Raw genomic sequence first — 22178 nt, 5'->3', positions numbered from 1 at the left:
CCAGCAATCGCTGGCTTTTTTATTTTATCCTATTATTTCTATTCAACTTTTCAATTCCTCGCCGCTCTCAAACCACACTGAAGATCAACGACATATCACTCAAAGTTCATTTCAACTTAACACAATTGAAACATAATTCTTGCACCCTGTTTTAAAAATATGTTATTTAATCGCTGACAAAACATACAACAACAGGAGGTTACCATGGATCGTTTAGATTATGGTTGTGCGCTAGATGAAGTCGTTGAAAGACCCGATCGTTCGCGAGGCTCCAATAAAAAGCGTAAATGGCGTGAGATCGAAGCATTAAAAGATAAGCATCGTTTGCTCAAAGAACTCCAAGAAATCGATAATAACTTTAACTACGACATTGATGCCATCCAGTTGTAATCACATGTTGAGATGAGCTAAACCCTTAGCCTCAAATATGAACAAGAAAAGCGCCCTTCGGCGCTTTTTTATTTGTACTATCGGATCTGGTGGGAAATAAAAGGGAATAACGATTCGCGAGTAACAGAAGCTAACGCAAAAAAAACATCGCTCTGTAGTATTGAATCCTAGGTTCAAGCCCACAAGGTGGGCCCTATGAGTGAATCAATGCTAGTCAGCCGTTGTTAGATAAGCCCGCAAATCCTCAAATTCTTTCTGCTCGCGATCTAAGAACAAAGGATCATCAATCAAGGATTTCTGACACTCAGACTCAATCAACTGCCAATCTTGTTCAGTCAAGGTTTTAGCCAATAACGGGAATATTTCCCGCTCCTCCATTTGCATGTGCCGCTCTTGTAATGCAACATAATCAGCAAAATCAACAATCAGTTTCTCACGGGCAACCACAATATCACTGAGGATCAGATTCAGCGTCGTCATCAAAGCCGCCGAGGCTTGGATCACTAACTCGTGTTCAGCACTCAATTTATCGATATTGTCATTGGCTTTATGCGCTAGATAGTAGGCATAAATAATGTCTTCAACCGGATGATGGCAACGCTCAGCATATCCCTGCATATATTCAACGATATCCCGCACCACGATGAAATTGATTGACTCACCTTCGGACAGTTTCATCTGCTTGTTTTTTAAAACATTTAGCAATACCGCCATATGTTTATGATCATGCATGAGTCTCTTAAGCATAATGCCTCCTGGATATAGTTCTGACTATTGATACTAGTCAAGTCGTGGACTAACACCAATATAACAGGCTAAATCCTGTTCACTTTATGACGTTGATCAAGTAAATCACATACCAAACTGTAAACAGACCGCACGCACTCATACGTCTTTCCCAATCTCAGGGGCATTTAGTGGTTTTCTCACCACATTAGGATTGCTCAGTACGCTTTTATTACTAAAACCACAACAAACTTACTTAGCAAGCTGATGCAGCTGCTGTTGAAGCTTTTTAAATTCAAGCTGTGGTTCGCTTAGCAACGCTTTATCTACCGTCTCAACGGCGAGTTGCGGATAATCCTTAAGCAATTGTTGCTCAAGCATTAATGCTTGCTCAGTCTCCTTCGCTTCGATGAGAGCGCTTAACAGATGCAAAGACTCTCCAAGTGGCACTTTATCGGTGCCTGAAGATTCAGCATTGCTCGGAGTATTCATAGACCTTGCAGCGATAGCAGGGCTGCTTGCATCATGTTGTCGCTCAGCACCCGCTGCAGCCTTCGCTTGCTGCATTTGAGTCTGTATTTCATGCTTAGCCACAGCTTCTGCTTGCATATTTGAAGATTGCAGCGCTTGCGTATCGGCCATCCTTGTCATGGCTTGAGGTACAGGAGCGCTCATCACCATTGGACTTGGAGCCATAACATCTTCAGTTTGCGGCCGATTAAGGACCAATAAACCCACAACAAGCACCAAAGATGCCGCACTCGATAATGCCCAAGGATGGCGGCGCCAGACGGAAGTTGGAGACTCAACAGCGGTTATTTTGCTTTGATGCATTTCAGCTAAGTGAGTTTGCGCCAGCTGTAAGATATCTTGGTCGAGTTGCTGCGGTGGAACTTCTAAGGCCTGTTGACGATACCAAGCCAACACTTCTTGTTGTAATGCGCGCTCATCAGCACTTGAAGATAAATTACTCATGACCCGCCTCCTGCCATTTCGCGCTGACGCAATCCTTTAGACTTTGGTAAGCGTAGCGAATACGGCTCTTAGTCGCTTCTAAAGTTACGCCCGCAATGTCGCTAATAATGGCAGCCGTAAAACCCATTTCAATGTTCAGGATAAATGCCTCTTTCTGGACTTGGGGCAACAGTGCGATACAGGTCTTTAGCAATAAACTCTTTTGCGCTTCTTGCCATTGCACGTCAGGTTTATCTTGCTCACTCGCCACAAAAGTATCGGGTCCAGTTTCGTCCTCATCGGTGGCGATTAAATCGACGGGTTTTACCGCCCGAACATGATCAATCAATAAGTTATGGGCGATACGATATAGCCAAGTAGTAAACTTAGCACTGGCCTCGTAATTAGCTGCTGCACGGATCACCCGGCCCCAGGTTTCTTGATATAAATCCTCAGCTAACTGCTTATCGCCTAACTGGCGCACAAAGTAGCGATAAAGTGCGCCTTTGTGCTTCAGGTATAGCTGCTCAAATGCTTTTGAATCGCCCTTGGCATAGCACAACATCAATTGCTCATCTGAGTGCTCATGGGTTGGTATTTGCGGTATTGCTAATGCCACGGAAAATTCCTCGTCATTTGGGTTAACCCCCTGTATTCACTTTTACTATTGTAATCTCTCATTACGCGGATTGCTCTTATCTCTCATTGGCTCACCATAGCGTTTATCCTGTGGAGGAAAAGATTTATCCGAGCCATCGAATGTTTTCTTAATTGGCAGCTGATTAGATTGCTCTATGGCTGCTGCGGTTTCCATTAACTGCACAAACTCATAGCGATAACCAAAGGGATCATCCCCTAATGCCGAACGTGCTAACTGGCTTAACTGAGCATAATCAAATTGATGCAGATAATGACTACCATTCAGTAATTGTCCTAACCCTGCAACCGCGGCGGCAAATCTAAAATCATCACTCGCTTGCTCTAACTGTTTAACGCTTTGATCTAACCTAATGGGATAACTCAGTAACTGGCTCTGCGTTTGCTCCGGCAACTTGTATCTTAGTTTAAGAAAAGCGATTTCTTCGCGGCTGTATTTCTCTTGCCCCGTTTGAGCATCAACGCCATATCTAAGTTTATCATTCATCCGATTCCCTGCTTCAACGTACCTTAATTCATACAAGGCAGTTACTGTATGACCCGCGCCAATTTCGCCCGCATCCACCTTATCGTTATTAAAATCTTCCCTTGCTAAGGCGCGATTTTCATAACCAATCAGACGATATTCAGAGATTAAGGCCGGATTAAACTCCACCTGTATTTTCACGTCTTTGGCGATAGTGAATAAGGTCGAACTCAACTCGTCCACCAGCACTTTTCGCGCTTCATTAAGCGTATCAATATAGGCATAGTTGCCATTGCCCTTATCCGCCAGTTGCTCCATCAGTTGATCGTTATAGTTGCCCAAACCAAACCCTAAGGTTGTCAGGCCAATACCATGATCTTTTTCCTTTTCAATCAAGGCAATCAAATCATCAAAATCTGTTACACCAACATTGAAATCCCCGTCGGTCGCAAGGATGACTCGATTAATGCCATTGGGGATAAAATGCTTTTTCGCCAATTGATAGGCTTGCGTGATCCCTTGACCACCGTTGGTTGAACCTCCTGCGCTCAATTGCTCTAACGCATAGGTCAAGGTTTGAGTGTCGTTCCCCGACGCACCATCGAGCACTACACCAGCCGCTCCAGCATAAACCACAATAGAGACTTTATCCTGCGCGCTTAATTGCGCCGTCAGTAGTTTTAACGCCGTTTGCAGTAAAGGCAATTTATCCGCTGACGCCATAGAACCTGACACATCGAGCAAAAAAACTAAGTTGCTGGCGCCTAGTTGAGATTTAGGTAAGTCATAACCTTTAAGGCCAATCCGCAGCAACATCATGTCATCGTTGTAGGGTGAAGGTGCAAGCTCTGTTGTTACGCTAAACGGCGCAGTGCTTTTAGCAGGTAAGGGGTAATCGTAGGCAAAATAATTGAGCATTTCCTCAACTCTGACAGTGCCTTTCTCGGGTAAGCGCCCTTCCCTCAACATCCATCTTAAAGTGGCATAACTGCCAGTATCGACATCGATGGAAAACGTCGATACCGGGATCTCCCCTGCCACCATGATGCCATTTTGCACTTGCTGCTCGAATTTGTTTTGCGCTAACGGAATCGCGGCATAGTCACGCGGCATTGGCGCTATGCTCATTCCCATCACTGCCCCATTGCTAGACATTTGCATCGGCGCCGCCACTCTCGCCATCTCAACCTTAGCAGCATCACGCATTTCAGCTTGGCGCTGCGACGCTTCTTGATGACGTTGCTCAGCTTGCTGCTTGGCTTGTCGATGTTCAACTTCGGCGCCTTTACCGCCACAGGCCGTTAAACTCAATGCGACCAGTAATAGAGCAGCCGTATTGGTCGCCGATGGGATACCGTTTCCCCGTTGCAGGTAGAAAGTTGGATCGGAAACTGAAACGGTTTTTGGGGAATATTTTGTTTTCATGTGGAATGCCTTTGATGTTGACCTAAAGCTGTAAACGGCCCGCATTAGCAAAAGGGTTAAAACATCTCGATATTTTGCAAAACATGCTTAAATGAGAATCAAACCGCCTCCAAGCACACTATTTATACAAAACAAAGTATTTTCAATCGCTTTTGCTGGCAAGATCACACTGCACATTCAATCTGGCCACTAAAATAGAAGCTTGTTGCTAGCCTAGCTATGGGACCCTCTTGTGTCACACTCCGCTCATTTATTTTCCCTAAGGATCGCCCAAGCACTCACAGAAGCTTGCGTGACGGATAAGTATTCGTTTAAACGTTTTGGGCAAGATCTTCTTGCTGGTCTCACTGTAGGTATTATTGCGATTCCATTAGCGATGGCATTAGCCATTGCCAGTGGTGTTGCGCCTCAATACGGCTTGTATACCGCCATAGTCGGTGGCTTTATTATCGCCATGTCTGGCGGCTCACGTTACAGCGTATCCGGCCCGACAGCGGCATTTGTAGTATTGCTCTACCCCATAGCCCAACAGTTTGGTTTAGCTGGATTATTAATCGCGACTGTGATGTCAGGAATGATACTCGTCGGTATGGCGACGCTGCGCCTAGGTCGGTTGATTCTGTATATTCCCGAATCCGTCACCTTAGGTTTTACCGCGGGGATTGGCGTAGTGATTGCTACCTTGCAGCTAAAGGACTTTTTCGGGCTCGAAATTGCCCATATGCCGGAGCAATATCTGGCCAAGCTAATGGTATTAGCCCAAGCACTACCTTCGGTGCATCTGCCTAGCTTACTGGTCGCGTCCGCGACATTAGCGACTATGCTACTTTGGCCAAAGCTCAAAACACCCGTGCCAGCACACCTTCCAGCTATCATACTCGGCACTATGTTCGCCTTGGTGCTCAATGCTATGGGAGCAGACATAGAAACCATAGGCACCCGTTTTCACTACCAGCTGAGCGATGGCACCACAGGCATGGGGATCCCAGCTGTATTACCGAGTTTCGAATGGCCTTGGCTGCAAGCTGGCGCCAATGGTCAAGCTTTTCAGTTTGATCTCGCGACCTTTCAAGCCTTATTACCCGCCGCCTTTGCCATCGCCATGTTAGGCGCAATTGAATCGCTACTTTGTGCAGTGGTGCTCGATGGCATGACAGGTAAACGTCACAGTGCCAACAGTGAATTACTAGGCCAAGGTATAGGTAATATCATCACGCCGTTTTTTGGTGGTATTCCGGCCACTGCAGCAATTGCCCGTAGCGCAGCAAACGTCAAAGCGGGAGCACATAGCCCAATTGCGGCCATGATCCACGCCATAGTGGTACTGTTTGGCTTAGTCGCCTTAGCGGGCGTGCTCGCTTACTTGCCGATGTCGGCCATGGCAGCCCTGCTACTCGTCGTGGCTTGGAACATGAGTGAGGCCCACAAAGCGCTGCATTTAGTTAAAACCGCGCCCACCAGCGATATCATGGTCTTTGCTAGCTGTTTTTCATTAACGGTTATTTTCGACATGGTCATCGCCATCAGTGTGGGGATCATTCTCGCCGCCTTGCTATTTATGAAGGAAATTGCTGAGATGACAAAGCTTTACGATATCAGCACTAACAAGCGTTATGTCGATCAAGAGCTACCCGCCGATTGGGCTGTACTCAAAATTAACGGGCCGCTATTTTTCGCCGCTGCCGATAGGATTTTTTCCGAAATTGCCAGTCTCACCGAAGATAAACAAGTGATAGTGCTGTATCTCGATGGGGTCTCGATTCTGGATGCCGGTGGCTTAGCCGCGCTGACAAAACTGATTGAAAAATGCAAAGCGAATAAGACTAAGCTCATTATCGCCGATCTACAGTTTCAGCCCATTCGAACGCTGGCAAGAGCCAAAATCCAACCAATTGAGGGCGTGTTAAAGTTTTACTCCACTCTACGTGAAGCCCTAACTGAAGCTCAGAGTGAAGCGCCAGTTATCACTCAGCAAACAGAAATCACTGCGAATGTGCCGACACAGTAAAGCAGCAGCGTAATCTCATCGACTTAATGCTGCTGACTTATCTCAAAGGCCAATCTCAGGATTGGTCTTTTTTATAGCTCAATTCCCCAAGCCATTCATCACAGCAAAAGACGTTTTTTCGCGCGCAAAAACGGGCAGAAATGACGAGGATCATGGTATTATTCAGCGCCATGATGCTTGCTACCGGTGACGGCTAGACAAGCATCAACTGTACCTAGACCTGAAACAAGGTCAAAATATAATTAAAATTAGTGAGTTAAGGAGTTATCATGCAAGCCCTTGTTGCTGTTGTTATGGGTTCTAAAAGTGATTGGCCCACGATGGAAGCCGCCGCTGAGATAATGGATAAACTGCAAGTGCCTTATCATGTTGAAGTGGTTTCCGCCCATAGAACGCCAGATAAACTCATGGAGTTTGCAGCCTCTGCCGCCGATCGTGGTTTTAAAATCATCATTGGTGGCGCCGGTGGTGCTGCGCACTTACCCGGTATGATTGCCTCTAAAACTCGCTTACCCGTATTAGGTGTACCAGTCCAAAGTAAAGCCCTGTCAGGTATGGACAGCTTATTGTCTATCGTTCAAATGCCAAAAGGCATTGCCGTCGGCACCTTAGCTATAGGCACAGCGGGCGCTTTCAATGCGGGATTGTTGGCCTGCCAAATCCTTGCGAATAACGATGCTGAATTAGCGGCTCGAGTTGACGCTTTCAGAGAAGAACAGACCCGTGCGGTACTGGACAATCCAGATCCGAGGGAAGTTTAATGACCCAGACAAACACTAAACCTAAGGTTTGGGTATTAGGTAATGGTCAGCTAGGGGCCATGCTAACCCACGCTGGTGAGCCATTAGCAATTGAAGTTAACGCCGTCGATATCATGACGCCTACGGATGACATCCTGCCACTCGCGTCGCACGACATTATCACCGCCGAGCGCGAACAGTGGCCAGAGTCCGCCCTGAGTTTACAACTCAGCTCACACCCCCATTTTGTTAATGGTCCGGTATTTAGCCGTTTAGCCGACCGTTTTAGCCAAAAGAGTCTACTCGACCAACTGAGTGTTCCCACTGCGCCTTGGACCTTGGTCGACGATAACACCCAAGTCGATACCCTGTATCAGCACTATGGCCCCAGAGTCTTGATGAAACGCCGTACTGGTGGTTATGACGGTAAAGGCCAACATTGGCTTAAACAAGCCGAAGCGGGTGATATTCCAAACGATTGGCGTAACCTTGCGATTGCTGAACAAGCGATTAACTTTGATGAAGAAGTGTCATTGGTTGGCGTACGTACCCGTGAAGGCCAATGCGTGTTTTATCCGCTGACGCTGAACCTACATCAAGATGGTATTTTAATGGCGTCGATTTCGCCACTGGCACGCTTAAGCCCTTTGCAAGCCCAAGCCGAAGCTATGCTCAGCGCTATTATGCACGAGCTTGAATACGTTGGCGTGATGGCGATGGAATGCTTCCGTGTTGGTGATGAGTTATTGGTGAATGAGCTGGCACCGCGAGTGCACAACTCTGGCCATTGGACTCAAGCCGGAACCCATATGGATCAATTCCAGCTGCATCTTAGAGCACTTTGCGGAATTGCGATCCCACAGCCACAAGTGAATTTTCAGTGTGTTATGGTCAACCTTATCGGTATCGATAATGACCCACGTTGGTTAAGTTTGCCCAATGCTGAGTTGTACTGGTACAACAAAGAAGTGCGCCCAGGTCGTAAAGTCGGACATTTAAACCTATCAGTGCCAAATCAAACTGTGCTCAACCAGAGCATAGCCGCACTGCAAACTTGGATGCCAATCCAATACCAAGCACCATTAACTTGGATATTGGCCGAATACGCAGAAAATTCGCGTTAATTCAGTATTTAGTACCAAAATCACTGATATGAAATTGTCCACAGTTTCATATCAGTTTATATTTCAATTTTCGTTATATACTTAACTGAACTCAGTGTGAATACGTTAGTGATGTATAGCATTCAATGATTACTAGCAATGACACAGATAAAGGAATAGTCGAGTGAAATTAAGGGATAATTTCAAACGTAAGACCATAGATCGCTTAGATTATCGCTATCATCTGCTACTGCTTATAGTGCCGATATGTCTATTCATCCTGCTGTTTATCTTTAATGCACCCACAGAAAATTGGACTATCCTGCCCTTACTGTTTGTTTGCATCATTTATATTTTTGCCTACAGCCTAATTTACTATTTGCATCAGGGTCGTTTAACTCGACTATGGCAGCATTTAGAGCAAGTCGTCACCATCAACGATGCCATCTATGAACTCGCCCATCTCTCGAGCCATTATAAAAATGAGCATGCCTTTCTGGACGCCTTACTCAATAAAGCCGTGTACGTGATTAATGGTGCCGAAATGGGCAGCATCATTAAAATCAACGAAGTGAATAATAAACTGTATTTTGAATCTGTCGTGGGGCTCGATTTAGCAAAGCTCAGACAACTGGATTTTACCTTAGAGCAAACTTTTGAATATCGACTCACTGAAGGGAGATGCGATCAAGTGGTGGTCATCAATGATATGAAGAATATCAATGCGGCTAGCACCTTAACGGAAGATGATCAAAAAGTGTTACTCTCAGTGTCGAAGCAGCCGATACGCTCAACCCTGTCTAGCCCTATTCGTATTGATGGCAAACTGTATGCCATGCTCAATCTCGATAGCAGTAGCCTTGGCGCCTTTAGCGATTACGACCGCAATCTTGTCTCTATCCTAACTCACGAAGCTAGCAATGCCATTGCGCTCTATCAGAAGTCACTGCAGATCACTAAACTTGCCAATTTTGATCCATTAACAGGACTTTATAATCGAAAGAATTTTGAAGATGAACTGCACCACTGGCAGCACAAGCCTCACTTAGGCAGTTTTTTAATTATTATCGATATGGACAATCTCAAGTCCATTAATGATGCCTATGGGCACCAGATGGGTGATGTTGCCATCAAGCGAACAGCCACCGCCATGCTCACCTATTGGCAAAATAAAGGCATTATTTCCCGTTTTGGTGGCGATGAGTTTGTCGCTTTATGCCATGGGCCGTTAGCTCAAATTGAACAGGACTTAGATGATATGCGCAAAACCTTGAATCAAGGTTCAGAGCTTAGCCTAGGTTTTAGTTTTGGTATTGCCCCCTTCGAAGCCGATTGGTATCAATCCTTTAAGACTGCAGATCATGCTATGTATGAGCAAAAGCGTGCGAAGAAAAAAGCCATTCAGGCATTAGAAACCTTCGCAGTGAAAGCACAATAAGTCGATTGAAGTCAGGCGCTATTAAAGGTCAATAGCAAAAGTCAGTCTTTGAGTTGAATATCAAAGTTGAACACCTACAGTCAGCCATAGATGCTCATTCAAATGGCTGATAATGTGAGCAAACTAGACTCTAGCTAAGCTCTTGCCAAACCCTAACCAAAGAATAAGCGCCACAACCAAGATGAATCCAAGTCTTTTTGGCAGGTTTTATATTGAGCTGCGTAGCGTTTCGATCTGGCATCCACCTTGTTCGCTACTTTGACTAACCACGCCTTAGACTTGTAACTGCCACGACGATAACCGCCCCAGCCTTCGTGATAATTAAGATATTGAGCGCGCGCATCCCATTTAGACACGCCATTAATTTTATGGGTTTTGCTGATAAACCAGCCCATAAAATCCATCGCATCATCGAAATCACTGCGGCTCGACCAACTGTTGCCCGTCTCACGCACATAATCATCCCACGTCATGGTCTTAGCCTGTGCGTAACCATAGGCATCGCTGGCACGGCCAATAGGGATAAATCCTAGAAAGTATTCCATCGGTGGCGCGGCATTGTGCTTGAATGAACTCTCTTGATACATCATCGCTAACGGCACATGCACTGGCACGCCCCATTTATCACGGGCGTCTTTAGCGGCATCATACCAATCTCGGTGTTCTTGAAATATCTCACACAAATTTTCAGGAGACTTAGGCGGAGACGTCGCGCAACCAGACAAGATGCCGAGACTTGCGCAGAGTAAGATAGTGGAGGGTTTATTCATTGATATCATATTCTTTGGAGAGTTAGCTGGCTCCATGATGTCATAGACTCAGTCTGAGGCAAGCATAAAAAGCCTTTTTTGCGCTTAGTAGATCTAAGCGCAAGGGGTAAATCAATCTGACTTAAATCGGATGTTGCTGGCTTAGCACTTGAGCTTAACGCTTTGGCTATCTCGTTTCGGGACTCAGCTCAAACTGACACTCATGCTCTTCTTGCTGCCATACGCCCGGTTCCCAATATCCCGTGTCTTTGCCCATATAACGCTTATCGGTGTGAAATAGCGCACCGATATGATAACGCTGATGGCTCTCAACATTGAGCTTAAATACCTTAGGTGTTCGCGCAGCAAGCGTGACCGACAAGCTAGGGTCATCAATCAGTTCGGCGACAGTAAACTCATATTCGCCCGGCGCTAGCTGATAATTAGGCTTAGAGACCACTGCCTGACCGTTTAAATGGGTCACGACGACGCGATACCAGTGAGTGCTAGCATCGGGCTGCAAATATCCCGACACAGTGCCACAGCCTAGGGGATCTTCAGGTGAAGCGGCGCAGCCTGATAATAAGGCACTGGCCCCAATCAAAGCTGCGCTGACACGCAAGCGAGTGAAAGAGAAAAAGTCCTCTTTCACGACTGAGCTCCAAAGTAATCTGCCAGATAATCATCGAATGAAACAGTACTCTGAGCCGCTTCTAGCTCGGCCTGCTTGTTAAGCGAGCTGGATGCTTCTGCTTGATACTGCGCTATGGTCTCGCTCGACAAAGGATAATCAACAAAGAATTGATAGTATTGCTGCGCCAACGTCATTACCCACTGACCATGATCTTGGCCTTTGTTGATCACGTTTTGCAGCACTTGTCCCGACAGGGTCAAGTTAGGATCTTCAACCGCTTTACGCCAATGGGCTAACGCCACTTGATAATCAGTCAACTCACCATCGAGCAATACCGCCAAAGGTTGCAGGGCATCAAACAACTCTTCTAACCAAGATTTAAGCGAACGTGAACCGTCTGCGGTTAATAACTCAAGCCCAGGTTTACGACCTTCGAGGACTACAGCTTTAAGATTCGCGCTTAATCTAGCCTCTTCGCTAGCATCAGACTTAGGAGACTGCGTTAATAAACAATAAAGCAGGAATAAATCAAGGAAACGCACTTGGGTCGCCTCAATGCCAATCGGGCTAAATGGATTAACATCTAAAGCACGCACTTCAATGTATTCTACCCCAGCACGGGCTAAGGCTTCTGACGGCTTCTCGCCACTGCGTGTCACCCGTTTCGCACGAATTGGCGAGTAAAACTCGTTTTCAATCTGCAATACGTTAGCATTGAGTTGGCGATACTCACCATCGACTTTAACGCCGATATTAGCAAAGTTTGCCGAAGGCATTTTGATGGCCGCATTCACGCCAGCCAGATACTCAGGCAAAGAGTTATAGCTAATATTTAGCTCTTCTTGCTCCTTGTTGGTGTAGCCTAAATCGCTCATGCGCAACGAAGTCGCAAAGGGTAGATACAAAGTACCGTGGCCCGTTTTTTCAAACTTGAGATCGGTCTTTTGATCTTTAATGAAAGAACCGCACAACGCCGGTGAGGCGCCAAATAAATAAGGTAGCATCCAGACTAAACGGCGGTAGTTACGGATCAAGCCAAAATAGGATTCAGAAATAAAATCGTCGTAACTTAACTGCTTATCGCTCAATTCATATAGGCTTTGCCATAACTCTTGCGATACCGAAAAGTTAAAATGTACCCCAGAGATAATCTGCATCAAAGCGCCGTAACGATAGGTTAAGCCCTTGCGATACAAGGTTTTCATCATGCCAGTATTTGATGAACCATAACGGGCAACGGGGATCTGTTTCTCATCCTTAACATAACAAGGCATGCTCACAGGCCACAGACGCTGGCCATTTAAATGGCGCACGCTGAAGGCGTGGGTTTCAGTTAATCCGTTTAGCAATTGCTCAACATTGTTATTTACCGGCGTAATAAACTCGAGCAAGGCTTCACTGTAATCCGTCGTAATACGTGAATGCATTAACGCCGAGCCTAAGGCTTCGGGATGCGAGTCTGTAGCGAGATAACCAAACTCATCAATCCGCAACGCCTCACGTTCTATGCCACGTAACATACCCAAGAGTGCGGTGCGCCCATGGACGTCCGAGAGATGTTGTACTAATTCATTGAATGACTTCAATTTGCGCTTCTCTAATTGGTGATTCGCTATCGCGACAAGGTTAACAGTCAGACCTTTATTTTGAGGCTTATCTTGCAAAATACGCCTCAAAATAAATCTAAACCTGTCTGTGGGGCAAGCCAAATTCACAACTTGTACTGTTAAAAGCAGACGGTGACAGCTAATGCTGTCACCGTCTTTCGATGTAAATCCGGTAAATATGTGACAAATAATCGTTAATTAACGTACCCGTCTCTTACCTATATAAGGGCGAAATACCAATTTACAATACTAAAGTTTCAATTGGATAGCCCAACGCCGCTAAATCTGCTTCGATTTTCGCTTTATCTCCCACCACCAGAATCACCATTTTATTGATATCTAGCTCGGAAGCCGCGAGGGCATTGAGTTCATTTTTTGTTACAGTATTAATGATCTTGTCCTGTTGAGCCGTAAAATCTTGGCTCAATTGGTAACGTTGGATCATGCGCATAAAGCCCGCTTTTTGATACGGCGTTTCATAATCAAGTGCTTGGCCTTGCGAGACTGAATTTCGCATAAAGGCAAGTTCAGTATCCGTCATCCCCTTTTGCTGGTACGCACTGATTTCTTTTACAAACTCAGTGAGGGCTTTCGCCGTCACATCACTGCGCACGTTACTTGATGCAACAAAATCCCCTACTTCAGCACCGCCGGCAAAACTGGTACGAGCGCCATAGGTATAACCTTTATTCTCACGTAAATTCAGGTTGATACGGCTATTGAATGCGCCGCCTAACGGATAATTCATCAGATAGGATTTAAAATAATCGCCTGTGGCATCGTAGGGTAATGCGCGCTTGGCAATATTGATTACCGATTGAGCCGCACCAGGTTTATCAATCACATAAATTGTGCCGCCTTTTAATGCAGGGAGTGGCTTAAGTGGCGGCATCACAACTGCGGCCCCTTGCCACTGACTCAATCCCGCTAACTTAGGCAATAATGCTGATTCAGGTAAATTGGCGACTGTGACGATTTTAGCGTTACCGCCTTGATACTGCTGGGCATAAAACGCTTTTACATCGGCTAACGTAAGCGCCGCGACTGAATCGAGCGTACCAAGATCATTCACACCTAACGCATTGTCTTTACCGTATAACAAAGACGACAACGCCGTATCAGCCAGATAGCTAGGATCGGACTGCATATGCTGGATCTGTTGTAATTGCTGCTGTTTCACTCGCGAAAAGTCAGCTTCGCTGAATGCTGGCTGAAACAGTTTTTCTTCCATAATCGCCAGCGTCTCATCTAAATGCGCTGTCAGAGCCGATACTTTGATCGCACTTTGATATTCAGAGGCACTAAAGTCGACTGAACTGCCGAGCATTTCTAAGGCTTGCGAAAGCGCTTCACTGCTGCGTTTCTGGCTCGACTCATTAAGCATTTCCGCAGTCAGCGTTGCTAAGCCCGCTTTTTCAACTGGTACCAGTCTATGGCCACCATTGAGGTACACAATTAACTCAACCGTAGGCGTTTCAGTGCTTTGCGTGCCCATGACTTCTATGCCATTGGCTAAGGTTTTTGTCCATATTGTCGGAACCTTTAACACAGGCGCAGCGCCAGATGCGGGCATCTTAGTCCGATCAAAACTTGATACGAGTTCAGGCTTTGGCAAATCCCCTTCTACCGCGGTTTGCGCAACAGGCAAGGTCGCTGGCGTGAAGTTATCGGCATGGGCAATAAGTGACGTCATTCCCTGCGGCACCACACTCATCACCACCATAGGCTTATTTTTGATGTATTGCTTAAACACGCGCATCACATCATCTTTGGTCACATTGGCATAACGACTCAAGTCCGAGGCTATCATATTCGGATTGCCCGTCAGCGTTTGGTTCATCGCTAAGGCTGATACTTTGCCAGAAACACTTTGCAGGCTGTAAATTGTATCCGCCTCAAACTGCACTTTCACTTTTTGCAGATCGTCATCGGTAACGCCACGTTGCTCAAACTCATTAATAGAATCGAGGATACGTTGCTCCAGATCCGCCAGTTTGCCGCCCTTTTCAGGATTGGCTAAAGCGTAAATCGACATCTGACACGCCAGCTCTTGGCAAGGATGGCTGACATTGGCCTGCACGGCATAACCATCCTTCACCAAGTTTTTATATAACAAGGATGTTTTGCCGCCGCCTAGTATATTGGCTAACAGATCGAGCGCAGCTTCATCAGGATGCCTTGCGTATACGGTTGGAAAACCAATACGGATCAAAGGCAAATGCACTTGATCTTCCATGGAGATATAACGCGTTTTATCTAAGTTAACCAGCGCCTTTTGCTCTAACGAGACTTCAGGGCCGCGGGGGATTTCACCAAAATATTTGTTTACCCAGGCTAAGGTCTGCATTTCATCGAAATCGCCACCTATGGTCAGGGTTGCATTGTTAGGCCCATACCAACGTTGGAAAAAGTGTTTAACATCATCAACTGTGGCGCGATTAAGATCGTCCGGCCAGCCAATCACAGGCCAAGAATAAGGATGACCGACAGGATACATGACTTGGCTAAAACGCTCACTCATGCGGCCATAGGGCTGATTATCGATACGCTGAGCACGCTCGTTTTTCACAGTCTCGCGCTGCACTTCAAATTTTTCACTGGTGAGTGCCGGCAATAAAAAGCCCATACGGTCCGACTCAAGCCACAGCATTTTTTCTAATTGATTGCTGGGTACGGTTTCAAAGTAGTTGGTTCTGTCGGTATTGGTCGTGCCGTTTAAGGTGCCGCCAGCTTCGGTAACCACTTCAAAATGTTGTTCGTCAGCAACGTGCTGCGAGCCTTGAAACATCATGTGTTCAAATAAATGCGCAAAACCCGAACGGCCAGCTAATTCACGGGCAGATCCCACATGATAAGTGACGTCGACATGCACTAAGGGATCGGAATCATCTTGATGCAAAATAACCGTTAACCCATTGGCTAATTGGTACTTTTTGTAGGGGATCCCTACTTGCGAATCAGCCAGTTGCACATTCTCAATAAGTTTAACGCCTGCGGGCAAGTTCGCCGTAGTCGTTTCAGATGCACAGCCCGCGAGTGCGGCAGAAATTGCGACCGCTAATATCCATTTCTTCAAAACATTCCCCTCATACATCAATAGGTCAAAATAAAGTGTTATAGCTAAAGTGCTGCGTAAAGTAATAGTGCGCTTAAATGATTAAGCATTGGGATTTATGACTCGCAAAATTGGCACTAAGTTCCTATCTATACTGTAAATTCAGTCTAAACGGAAAACACTCCCAGCACTTGACTATTAAATGCATCCTAGCGCCATCATGCTATCCATTGCAGCACAGCTGCGGCAACAATTAAGTAACGAATTGTTTTTCCGATTAAAATCATCACCAAAGAGGGGATTAACGCTAACCTAAGCCAACCTGCCAATAAACAGAGAATATCGCCGATAACCGGTGCCCATGAGAGCAATAGCGCCCATACGCCGTAGCGCTCAATCAAGGCGAGCCCCTTTGCGTGTTTACCTGTCGCTAACGCTTCCGGTGATTTTGCTAGGCGACCTAAGCGGCCTAAATAGAAACTGGTCATCGCGCCCAACGTGTTACCAATACTAGCCACCACGACCAGCGCAACCCAAGCCTCTGGGGTTTTGTTTAATAACGCCACGAGTAAGACTTCAGATCCCCCCGGTAACAATGTCGCCGCTAAAAAAGCGCCGGAGAACATAATGCCTAACTCAGTCATAATGGCTTACTCAATGATAAATCTCTCTTTTTACATTCAATACAATTAAGCTTGCCTAGGGTTAATTGAATGTTTCACTTAATCTTTTTACAACAAACTCATTTATCACAATAAGTTATAAGAAAAACGGTTTGTTATAACCCTAGCTCTGTCGATACAATGGTTTAACTATGGCAATCAATGACCCTGCGCATGACTGAGAGCGCGTTAACATCACGCTCAATTCGTTAAATACGAATCCTATCATCGCAGGTCTATTGGCTCACTCTTAATTTATTTTTCTGGAATATGCATGATCCTTCAAACCATTAGCCGCATTCCGTTTTGGCAAAAAGTCTTAGCAGGCTTTATCTTAGGTGCGCTCGTTGGCGTTATTTTAGGTGAAAGCGCCACAGTGCTAAAACCACTCGGTGATCTGTTCATTGGCGCCATTAAGATGTTGGTCGCGCCTTTGGTATTTTGTGCCATTGTCGTCAGTATCACATCGCTCGGCTCGCAAACTAGCCTAAAACGCTTGAGCCTTAAAACCTTAGGCATGTTCATGCTGACAGGCACGATTGCCTCGTTGATCGGCTTAGCCGTAGGCTCAATGATCGACATGGGCGGCACTATGCAGCTCACGGCAACGGAAGTGCGCGAGCGTAATATTCCCGGTTTTGCACAAGTGTTGCTCGACATGATCCCTGTCAATCCTTTCGCTTCACTGGCTGAAGGTAAGGTACTGCAAATTATCGTGTTTGCCGCGTTAGTGGGTATCGCTATTAACAAAGTCGGCGAGAAAGCTGAGCCGCTAAAACGCACCATAGAAGCAGGCGCTGAAGTCATGTTCCAACTGACTCGTATGGTCTTAAAACTCACCCCTATCGGCGTGTTTGGTTTAATGGCATGGGTTGTGGGTGAATATGGTTTATCAACCTTACTGCCTTTGGGTAAGTTTATCGGGGCTATCTACATTGCCGCTTTTATCCACATCATCTTTGTTTACGGTGGCTTAGTGAAATTTGTCGGCGGTTTAAGCCCACTGCAATTTTTCCGCAAAGCTATGCCAGCGCAGTTAGTCGCCTTTAGTACTTCTTCAAGTTTCGGCACTTTACCTGCGAGCACCCGTGCAGTCGAAACCATGGGCGTATCAAAGCGTTATAGCGCCTTTGTGATGCCATTAGGTGCGACCATGAACATGGACGGCTGTGGGGGTATTTATCCTGCGATTGCCGCTATCTTCATCGCCCAAATTTACAATATTCCGCTCGATACACTGGACTATGTAATGATTGCCGTGACTGCAACCGTGGCTTCTGTTGGCACCGCTGGCGTGCCAGGAAGTGCAATGGTGATGTTAACTGTGACCTTAGGTGTGATTGGTCTGCCACTTGAAGGCATTGCCTTTATCGCCGCGATTGACCGTATCATCGATATGATCCGCACAGCAACGAACGTGACGGGCGATATGATGACAGCTGTCGTGATTGGTAAATCAGAAAATGAACTCGATGAAGCGCAGTTCTATTCGAACGATAACCAAGACGTTACACCAGTAAGTTCGCAGCAATAACAATACTGGGTCGAAGCCACTGCGCTAAACCATCAGTAACATTAGGTAAATTACGCAGATGATGTAAATCAAGAGACCGCTTAGGCGGTCTTTTTTTTATCCAGCAAACAACGGTGAAACTGTCGACCTTAAAGCATCCAATCAACTCCAACAATCCTCATCGGCTGTAAAATAGGTTACCCAAATAAGATCAAACTGTTAGACTCTGAAACCACTCTAACTCACATTTTAGCAGAACAGACAATGACGAGACTCTTCCTTATCCCGCTGATCCTATGTTTGTTTTGGGCGTTATTTTTAAAAGCCAACAAACTCACACTAAAACAAGGCCGACGAGGTTTTATCTACATTATCGGCATAAGTGGCGGGCTGATTTTAATCCTCATCACGTTAATGTGGTTAACGGCTTAGCAAAAGGCCAACTCAATATCGAGTTGGCCTTAGTGATAAGACTGTACTAACAATTGGAAGATGTTCAAAGCTCAGTTAACCCCAATCGGTTAACTCAGTGATTAACCCCGTCCATTACCCAAGAACGGCAAGTAAAATCCCCGCAGCGACTGCCGAACCTAACACACCCGCCACATTGGGCCCCATTGCATGCATCAGCAGGAAGTTATGTTGATTCGCTTCTAACCCCACTTTATTGACGACTCGCGCCGCCATAGGCACAGCCGACACCCCTGCCGCGCCAATCAGCGGATTCACTTTACCACCCGACAGCTTACACATGAGTTTTGCCATCAACACACCCGCGGCAGTTCCAACGCTAAAAGCCAAAGCACCCAACACCAAAATCCCTAAGGTTTCCAGTCGCAGAAATTGATCGGCCGATAACTTAGAACCCACAGCTAACCCTAAGAAAATAGTGACGATATTGATAAGCTCGTTCTGCGCCGTTTTCGATAATCTATCCACCACGCCCGATTCACGCATCAAGTTACCAAGGCAAAACATGCCCACTAACGGCGTGGCCGCAGGTAAGAAGAGAATCGTTAATCCCAGCACCATTAAGGGGAAAATGATCTTTTCCTTCTTGCTGACTTCGCGCAGCTGCTCCATTTTAATTTCGCGCTCAGCTTGGGTTGTCAGTAAGCGCATGATCGGCGGTTGAATAATAGGGACTAACGCCATATAGGAATAAGCCGCAACCGCAATCGCACCCAATAACTCAGGCGCCAGCTTTGAAGCGAGGAAAATCGCCGTCGGCCCATCGGCGCCGCCGATAATCGCAATGGCCGCCGCATCCTTCATAGTGAACTCAAAGCCCGGCACTAGGTTCAGCGCTATCGCACCTATCAGTGTCGCGAAAATCCCAAACTGCGCCGCAGCTCCTAACAACAGGGTTTTAGGATTGGCAATCAAGGCACTAAAGTCGGTCAGCGCACCGACGCCCATAAAGATCAACAGTGGGAACACCCCAGTCTCAATCCCCACATGATAGGCGTAATACAGCATGCCGCCTTCTTCGGTAAATCCCGCATGGGGAATGTTCGCCAGTACTGCACCAAAACCAATGGGCAACAATAGCAAAGGCTCAAATCCACGCACGATGGCGAGATACAAAAGCAAAGCACCCACTGCCATCATCAACACTTGCCCGTCAGTAAAATGGGCAATACCTGTCTCGGCCCAAAAAGCCATTAAACCTTCCATAATGACTCCTACGCCAGGGCCAGTAATTGAGAACCCACAGACACTGAGTCACCTTCTTTCACCCAGAGCTTAGCGATAATGCCATCGCCCTGAGCACGAATTTCAGTTTCCATCTTCATCGCCTCAAGGATGATCACAACATCGCCTTCACACACTCTATCGCCTAGAGAAACATGCACTTTGAAGATGTTGCCCGACAGAGGCGCGCTCATTTCAAGCCGGATCTCACCATGGCTAGCCGTTGGCGTAGTGCTCGCCGTAGCCGTTTGCACGGCATGAACAATTTGGCCCTGTGGTTGGATTTGCGAAATCTCACCGCCGGCGGCGACTTCAACTACGTACTCTTGCCCTTCGACAGTCACAGTGTAAGTTTCTGGGCCACGATCCGCAGCATTAGCAGCAAGTGCCGAAGTCAATTCAGGCTTAGGCTCAAAGGCGCTTGGATCGTCACGATTCTTTAAGAACTGCAATCCTATTTGTGGGAAGAGTGCATAGGTCAGCACATCATCGTCATGCTCTGAAGATAGGCGAATGCCCTGTTCCTGCGCTTTATCTGCCAACTCGAGCCGTAACTTAGCCAGCTCCGGCGTTAATAAATCCGCAGGGCGACAGGTAATAGCTTCAACCCCTTGCAAGACTCTGGCTTGCAATGCGGCATCTACTGGCGCAGGCGTCGCGCCATATTCCCCCTTGAGCACGCCTTCAGTCTCTTTCGTCAGTGACTTATAACGCTCACCCATTAGCACATTGATTACTGCCTGCGAGCCGACAATCTGCGATGTGGGCGTCACTAACGGCAAGAAACCTAAATCAGCACGAACGCGGGGGATTTCTTCCAATACCAAGTCCATCTTATCGGCCGCGCCCTGTTCCTTTAGTTGGCTCTCCATATTGGTCAACATGCCACCAGGCACTTGTGCACGTAAGATCCGCGAATCGATGCCTTTCAGCGCGCCTTCAAACTTAGCGTACTTCTTGCGCACTTCACGAAAATAAGCGGCAATCTCCTCAAGCAAAACCATATCGTAACCCGTGGCACGCTCAGTATCTTCCACCATAGCGATAACGGTTTCAGTTGCAGTATGTCCATAGGTTTGACTCATCGACGAAATTGCCGTATCGAGCACATCGACACCCGCTTCAATGGCTTTCTGATAAGTGGCCGTACTCAACCCTGTCGTCGCATGACAATGCATAGATAACACGAGTTGGGTCTGAGATTTGAGTCGGCTAATAAGCTCAAACGCTTCCATCGGCTTAAGTAAGCCCGCCATATCTTTGATGCACAAAGAATCACACCCCATATCTTCGAGACGTTTTGCCATATCAACCCAAGTCTCTATGGTGTGCACTGGACTCGTGGTATACGAAATCGTCCCCTGCGCATGGCCGCCAACTTGGCGCACCGCTTTCACCGCAGTCTCGAGGTTGCGCACATCGTTCATCGCATCGAAAATACGAAATACATCAACGCCATTAGTATGGGCGCGCTCAACAAAACGCGTCACTAAATCATCGGCATAATGGCGATAACCTAAGAGGTTTTGGCCACGCAGCAACATTTGCTGCGGCGTATTCGGCATGGCCTTTTTCAGCTCACGAATTCGATCCCAAGGATCTTCACCAAGATAACGAATGCAGGCATCAAACGTCGCCCCACCCCAAGATTCCAGTGACCAGAAGCCGATCTTATCGAGTAATGGCGCTATCGGTAACATGTCATCAAGGCGTAAGCGCGTCGCTAAAATAGATTGATGCGCGTCCCGCAAAACGACATCAGTTAAAAATAATGGCTTAGCTACTGCCGCCGTAGAATTATATACAAAAGTCATACTGCTCCCCATTACTTAATCTGTGAACGATACTGCTTTACCGCTAGTGAAATCGCAGCGACCACATTTGGGTCTAAAGGCTTAACATCTGATTGTGCTACTCTCTGCTGGCTTTTAGCATGATTTGTAGCAAAACGTGCAGATGCTGCATCCACCGCACACCAGCGCGCAACCAAATGGATCCCAAGGATTAGTACACTTAAAAATAAATACACTAAGCCCATCCCCAAAAACATAATGCCAACGGCATCCAATAAAGATTGCGTTACATCCTCCATAGCTCCCCCTCCCCCTCCCCCTTACTCTCTCAATCCCTATCAACAGTACGATTGCCCCAAAACCATCGCTATCGCATCACAAGTTCAACATTCAATCGGTTGAGCGGTTTACAAACTATGGGTCTCTGGTAGACAGACCTATAGCGACCACCACACCAAAGAGGACTTGAATAAAAAATCATATTTAAAAGCTAAAAAGTCACACAACAAGAAAACCAGCTTGAACTAAACCCAGTACAAACATAACCAATTGATAACAAAAAA

19 protein-coding genes are annotated in these 22178 nt (G+C 46.5%); 7 read left to right on the top strand and 12 right to left on the bottom strand.

Features of this window, described 5'->3' with window-relative positions:
* Positions 1-204 precede the first annotated feature (204 nt).
* Complete coding sequence (locus AYJ58_RS08300) at positions 205-390, top strand: DUF3545 family protein (RefSeq protein WP_006080618.1); 186 nt, start codon at positions 205-207, stop codon at positions 388-390.
* 210 nt (positions 391-600) lie between these two features.
* Here the strand turns inward: AYJ58_RS08300 and AYJ58_RS08295 are convergent, their stop codons facing one another.
* From AYJ58_RS08295 to AYJ58_RS08280, 4 genes are all read right to left on the bottom strand, one after another.
* Positions 601-1137, bottom strand: coding sequence for a hemerythrin domain-containing protein (locus tag AYJ58_RS08295; RefSeq protein WP_106649732.1), 537 nt, complete (start codon positions 1135-1137; stop codon positions 601-603).
* Positions 1138-1368: 231 nt separating this feature from the next.
* Entirely contained in the window at positions 1369-2091 is a 723-nt protein-coding gene (locus AYJ58_RS08290) for a hypothetical protein (protein WP_106649731.1), read from the bottom strand.
* Complete coding sequence (locus AYJ58_RS08285) at positions 2084-2689, bottom strand: sigma-70 family RNA polymerase sigma factor (RefSeq protein ID WP_106649730.1); 606 nt, start codon at positions 2687-2689, stop codon at positions 2084-2086. Before AYJ58_RS08285 ends, AYJ58_RS08290 begins: the two co-directional genes overlap by 8 nt.
* A 45-nt stretch (positions 2690-2734) precedes the next feature.
* On the bottom strand, positions 2735-4618 hold the full coding sequence (locus AYJ58_RS08280; RefSeq protein WP_106649729.1) for a vWA domain-containing protein: 1884 nt from the start codon (positions 4616-4618) through the stop codon (positions 2735-2737).
* 232 nt (positions 4619-4850) lie between these two features.
* Between AYJ58_RS08280 and dauA the strand changes: the two genes are divergently transcribed.
* From dauA to AYJ58_RS08260, 4 genes are all read left to right on the top strand, one after another.
* Positions 4851-6626, top strand: coding sequence for a C4-dicarboxylic acid transporter DauA (gene dauA, locus AYJ58_RS08275; RefSeq protein ID WP_106649728.1), 1776 nt, complete (start codon positions 4851-4853; stop codon positions 6624-6626).
* Between the two features lie 269 nt (positions 6627-6895).
* Positions 6896-7387 carry a 5-(carboxyamino)imidazole ribonucleotide mutase gene (gene purE / locus AYJ58_RS08270; RefSeq protein WP_006084961.1) on the top strand — a complete coding sequence of 164 codons (492 nt, stop codon included), beginning with the start codon at positions 6896-6898 and terminating at the stop codon, positions 7385-7387.
* Entirely contained in the window at positions 7387-8490 is a 1104-nt protein-coding gene (gene purK / locus AYJ58_RS08265; protein ID WP_106649727.1) for a 5-(carboxyamino)imidazole ribonucleotide synthase, read from the top strand. Before purE ends, purK begins: the two co-directional genes overlap by 1 nt.
* A gap of 163 nt (positions 8491-8653) precedes the next feature.
* Positions 8654-9907 (top strand): GGDEF domain-containing protein, encoded by a 1254-nt coding sequence (locus tag AYJ58_RS08260; protein WP_106649726.1) that lies wholly within the window; start codon positions 8654-8656, stop codon positions 9905-9907.
* A gap of 152 nt (positions 9908-10059) precedes the next feature.
* Here the strand turns inward: AYJ58_RS08260 and AYJ58_RS08255 are convergent, their stop codons facing one another.
* The 5 genes from AYJ58_RS08255 to AYJ58_RS08235 all read right to left on the bottom strand — a co-directional run bounded on the left by AYJ58_RS08255 (position 10060) and on the right by AYJ58_RS08235 (position 16596).
* The gene (locus tag AYJ58_RS08255; protein ID WP_106649725.1) at positions 10060-10677 is read right to left on the bottom strand and encodes a transglycosylase SLT domain-containing protein; all 618 of its coding nucleotides are present in this window, start codon (positions 10675-10677) and stop codon (positions 10060-10062) included.
* Between the two features lie 166 nt (positions 10678-10843).
* The gene (locus tag AYJ58_RS08250) at positions 10844-11308 is read right to left on the bottom strand and encodes a hypothetical protein (protein WP_106649724.1); all 465 of its coding nucleotides are present in this window, start codon (positions 11306-11308) and stop codon (positions 10844-10846) included.
* Positions 11305-12954, bottom strand: a complete 1650-nt coding sequence (gene gshA / locus AYJ58_RS08245) for a glutamate--cysteine ligase (RefSeq protein WP_106649723.1) — start codon at positions 12952-12954, stop codon at positions 11305-11307. The genes AYJ58_RS08250 and gshA overlap by 4 nt, the downstream gene beginning before the upstream one ends.
* A 184-nt stretch (positions 12955-13138) precedes the next feature.
* Positions 13139-15991 (bottom strand): M16 family metallopeptidase, encoded by a 2853-nt coding sequence (locus AYJ58_RS08240; RefSeq protein WP_106649722.1) that lies wholly within the window; start codon positions 15989-15991, stop codon positions 13139-13141.
* 179 nt (positions 15992-16170) lie between these two features.
* Positions 16171-16596, bottom strand: coding sequence for a YqaA family protein (locus AYJ58_RS08235; protein WP_106649721.1), 426 nt, complete (start codon positions 16594-16596; stop codon positions 16171-16173).
* A 292-nt stretch (positions 16597-16888) separates the two neighbouring features.
* Here AYJ58_RS08235 and AYJ58_RS08230 point away from each other — a divergent pair, with 292 nt between their 5' ends.
* Complete coding sequence (locus AYJ58_RS08230) at positions 16889-18148, top strand: dicarboxylate/amino acid:cation symporter (protein ID WP_006080602.1); 1260 nt, start codon at positions 16889-16891, stop codon at positions 18146-18148.
* 243 nt (positions 18149-18391) lie between these two features.
* On the top strand, positions 18392-18559 hold the full coding sequence (locus tag AYJ58_RS21910; protein ID WP_172837312.1) for a hypothetical protein: 168 nt from the start codon (positions 18392-18394) through the stop codon (positions 18557-18559).
* Between the two features lie 114 nt (positions 18560-18673).
* Here the strand turns inward: AYJ58_RS21910 and AYJ58_RS08225 are convergent, their stop codons facing one another.
* Genes AYJ58_RS08225 through AYJ58_RS08215 form a run of 3 tightly spaced genes read right to left on the bottom strand, consistent with a single transcriptional unit; the run spans position 18674 to position 21914 of the window.
* On the bottom strand, positions 18674-19804 hold the full coding sequence (locus tag AYJ58_RS08225) for a sodium ion-translocating decarboxylase subunit beta (RefSeq protein WP_106649720.1): 1131 nt from the start codon (positions 19802-19804) through the stop codon (positions 18674-18676).
* 8 nt (positions 19805-19812) lie between these two features.
* Positions 19813-21636: a sodium-extruding oxaloacetate decarboxylase subunit alpha gene (oadA, locus tag AYJ58_RS08220; protein WP_106649719.1), complete on the bottom strand. Its 1824-nt coding sequence runs from the start codon at positions 21634-21636 to the stop codon at positions 19813-19815.
* An 11-nt stretch (positions 21637-21647) separates the two neighbouring features.
* Positions 21648-21914: an OadG family transporter subunit gene (locus AYJ58_RS08215; RefSeq protein WP_106649718.1), complete on the bottom strand. Its 267-nt coding sequence runs from the start codon at positions 21912-21914 to the stop codon at positions 21648-21650.
* Positions 21915-22178 lie beyond the last annotated feature (264 nt).

This window comes from Shewanella sp. Pdp11 (genome assembly GCF_002838165.1).
Lineage (GTDB): Bacteria > Pseudomonadota > Gammaproteobacteria > Enterobacterales > Shewanellaceae > Shewanella > Shewanella hafniensis.
The sequence above is the reverse complement of the archived record's forward strand: the minus strand, read 5'-3'. Positions and strand labels throughout refer to the sequence as shown.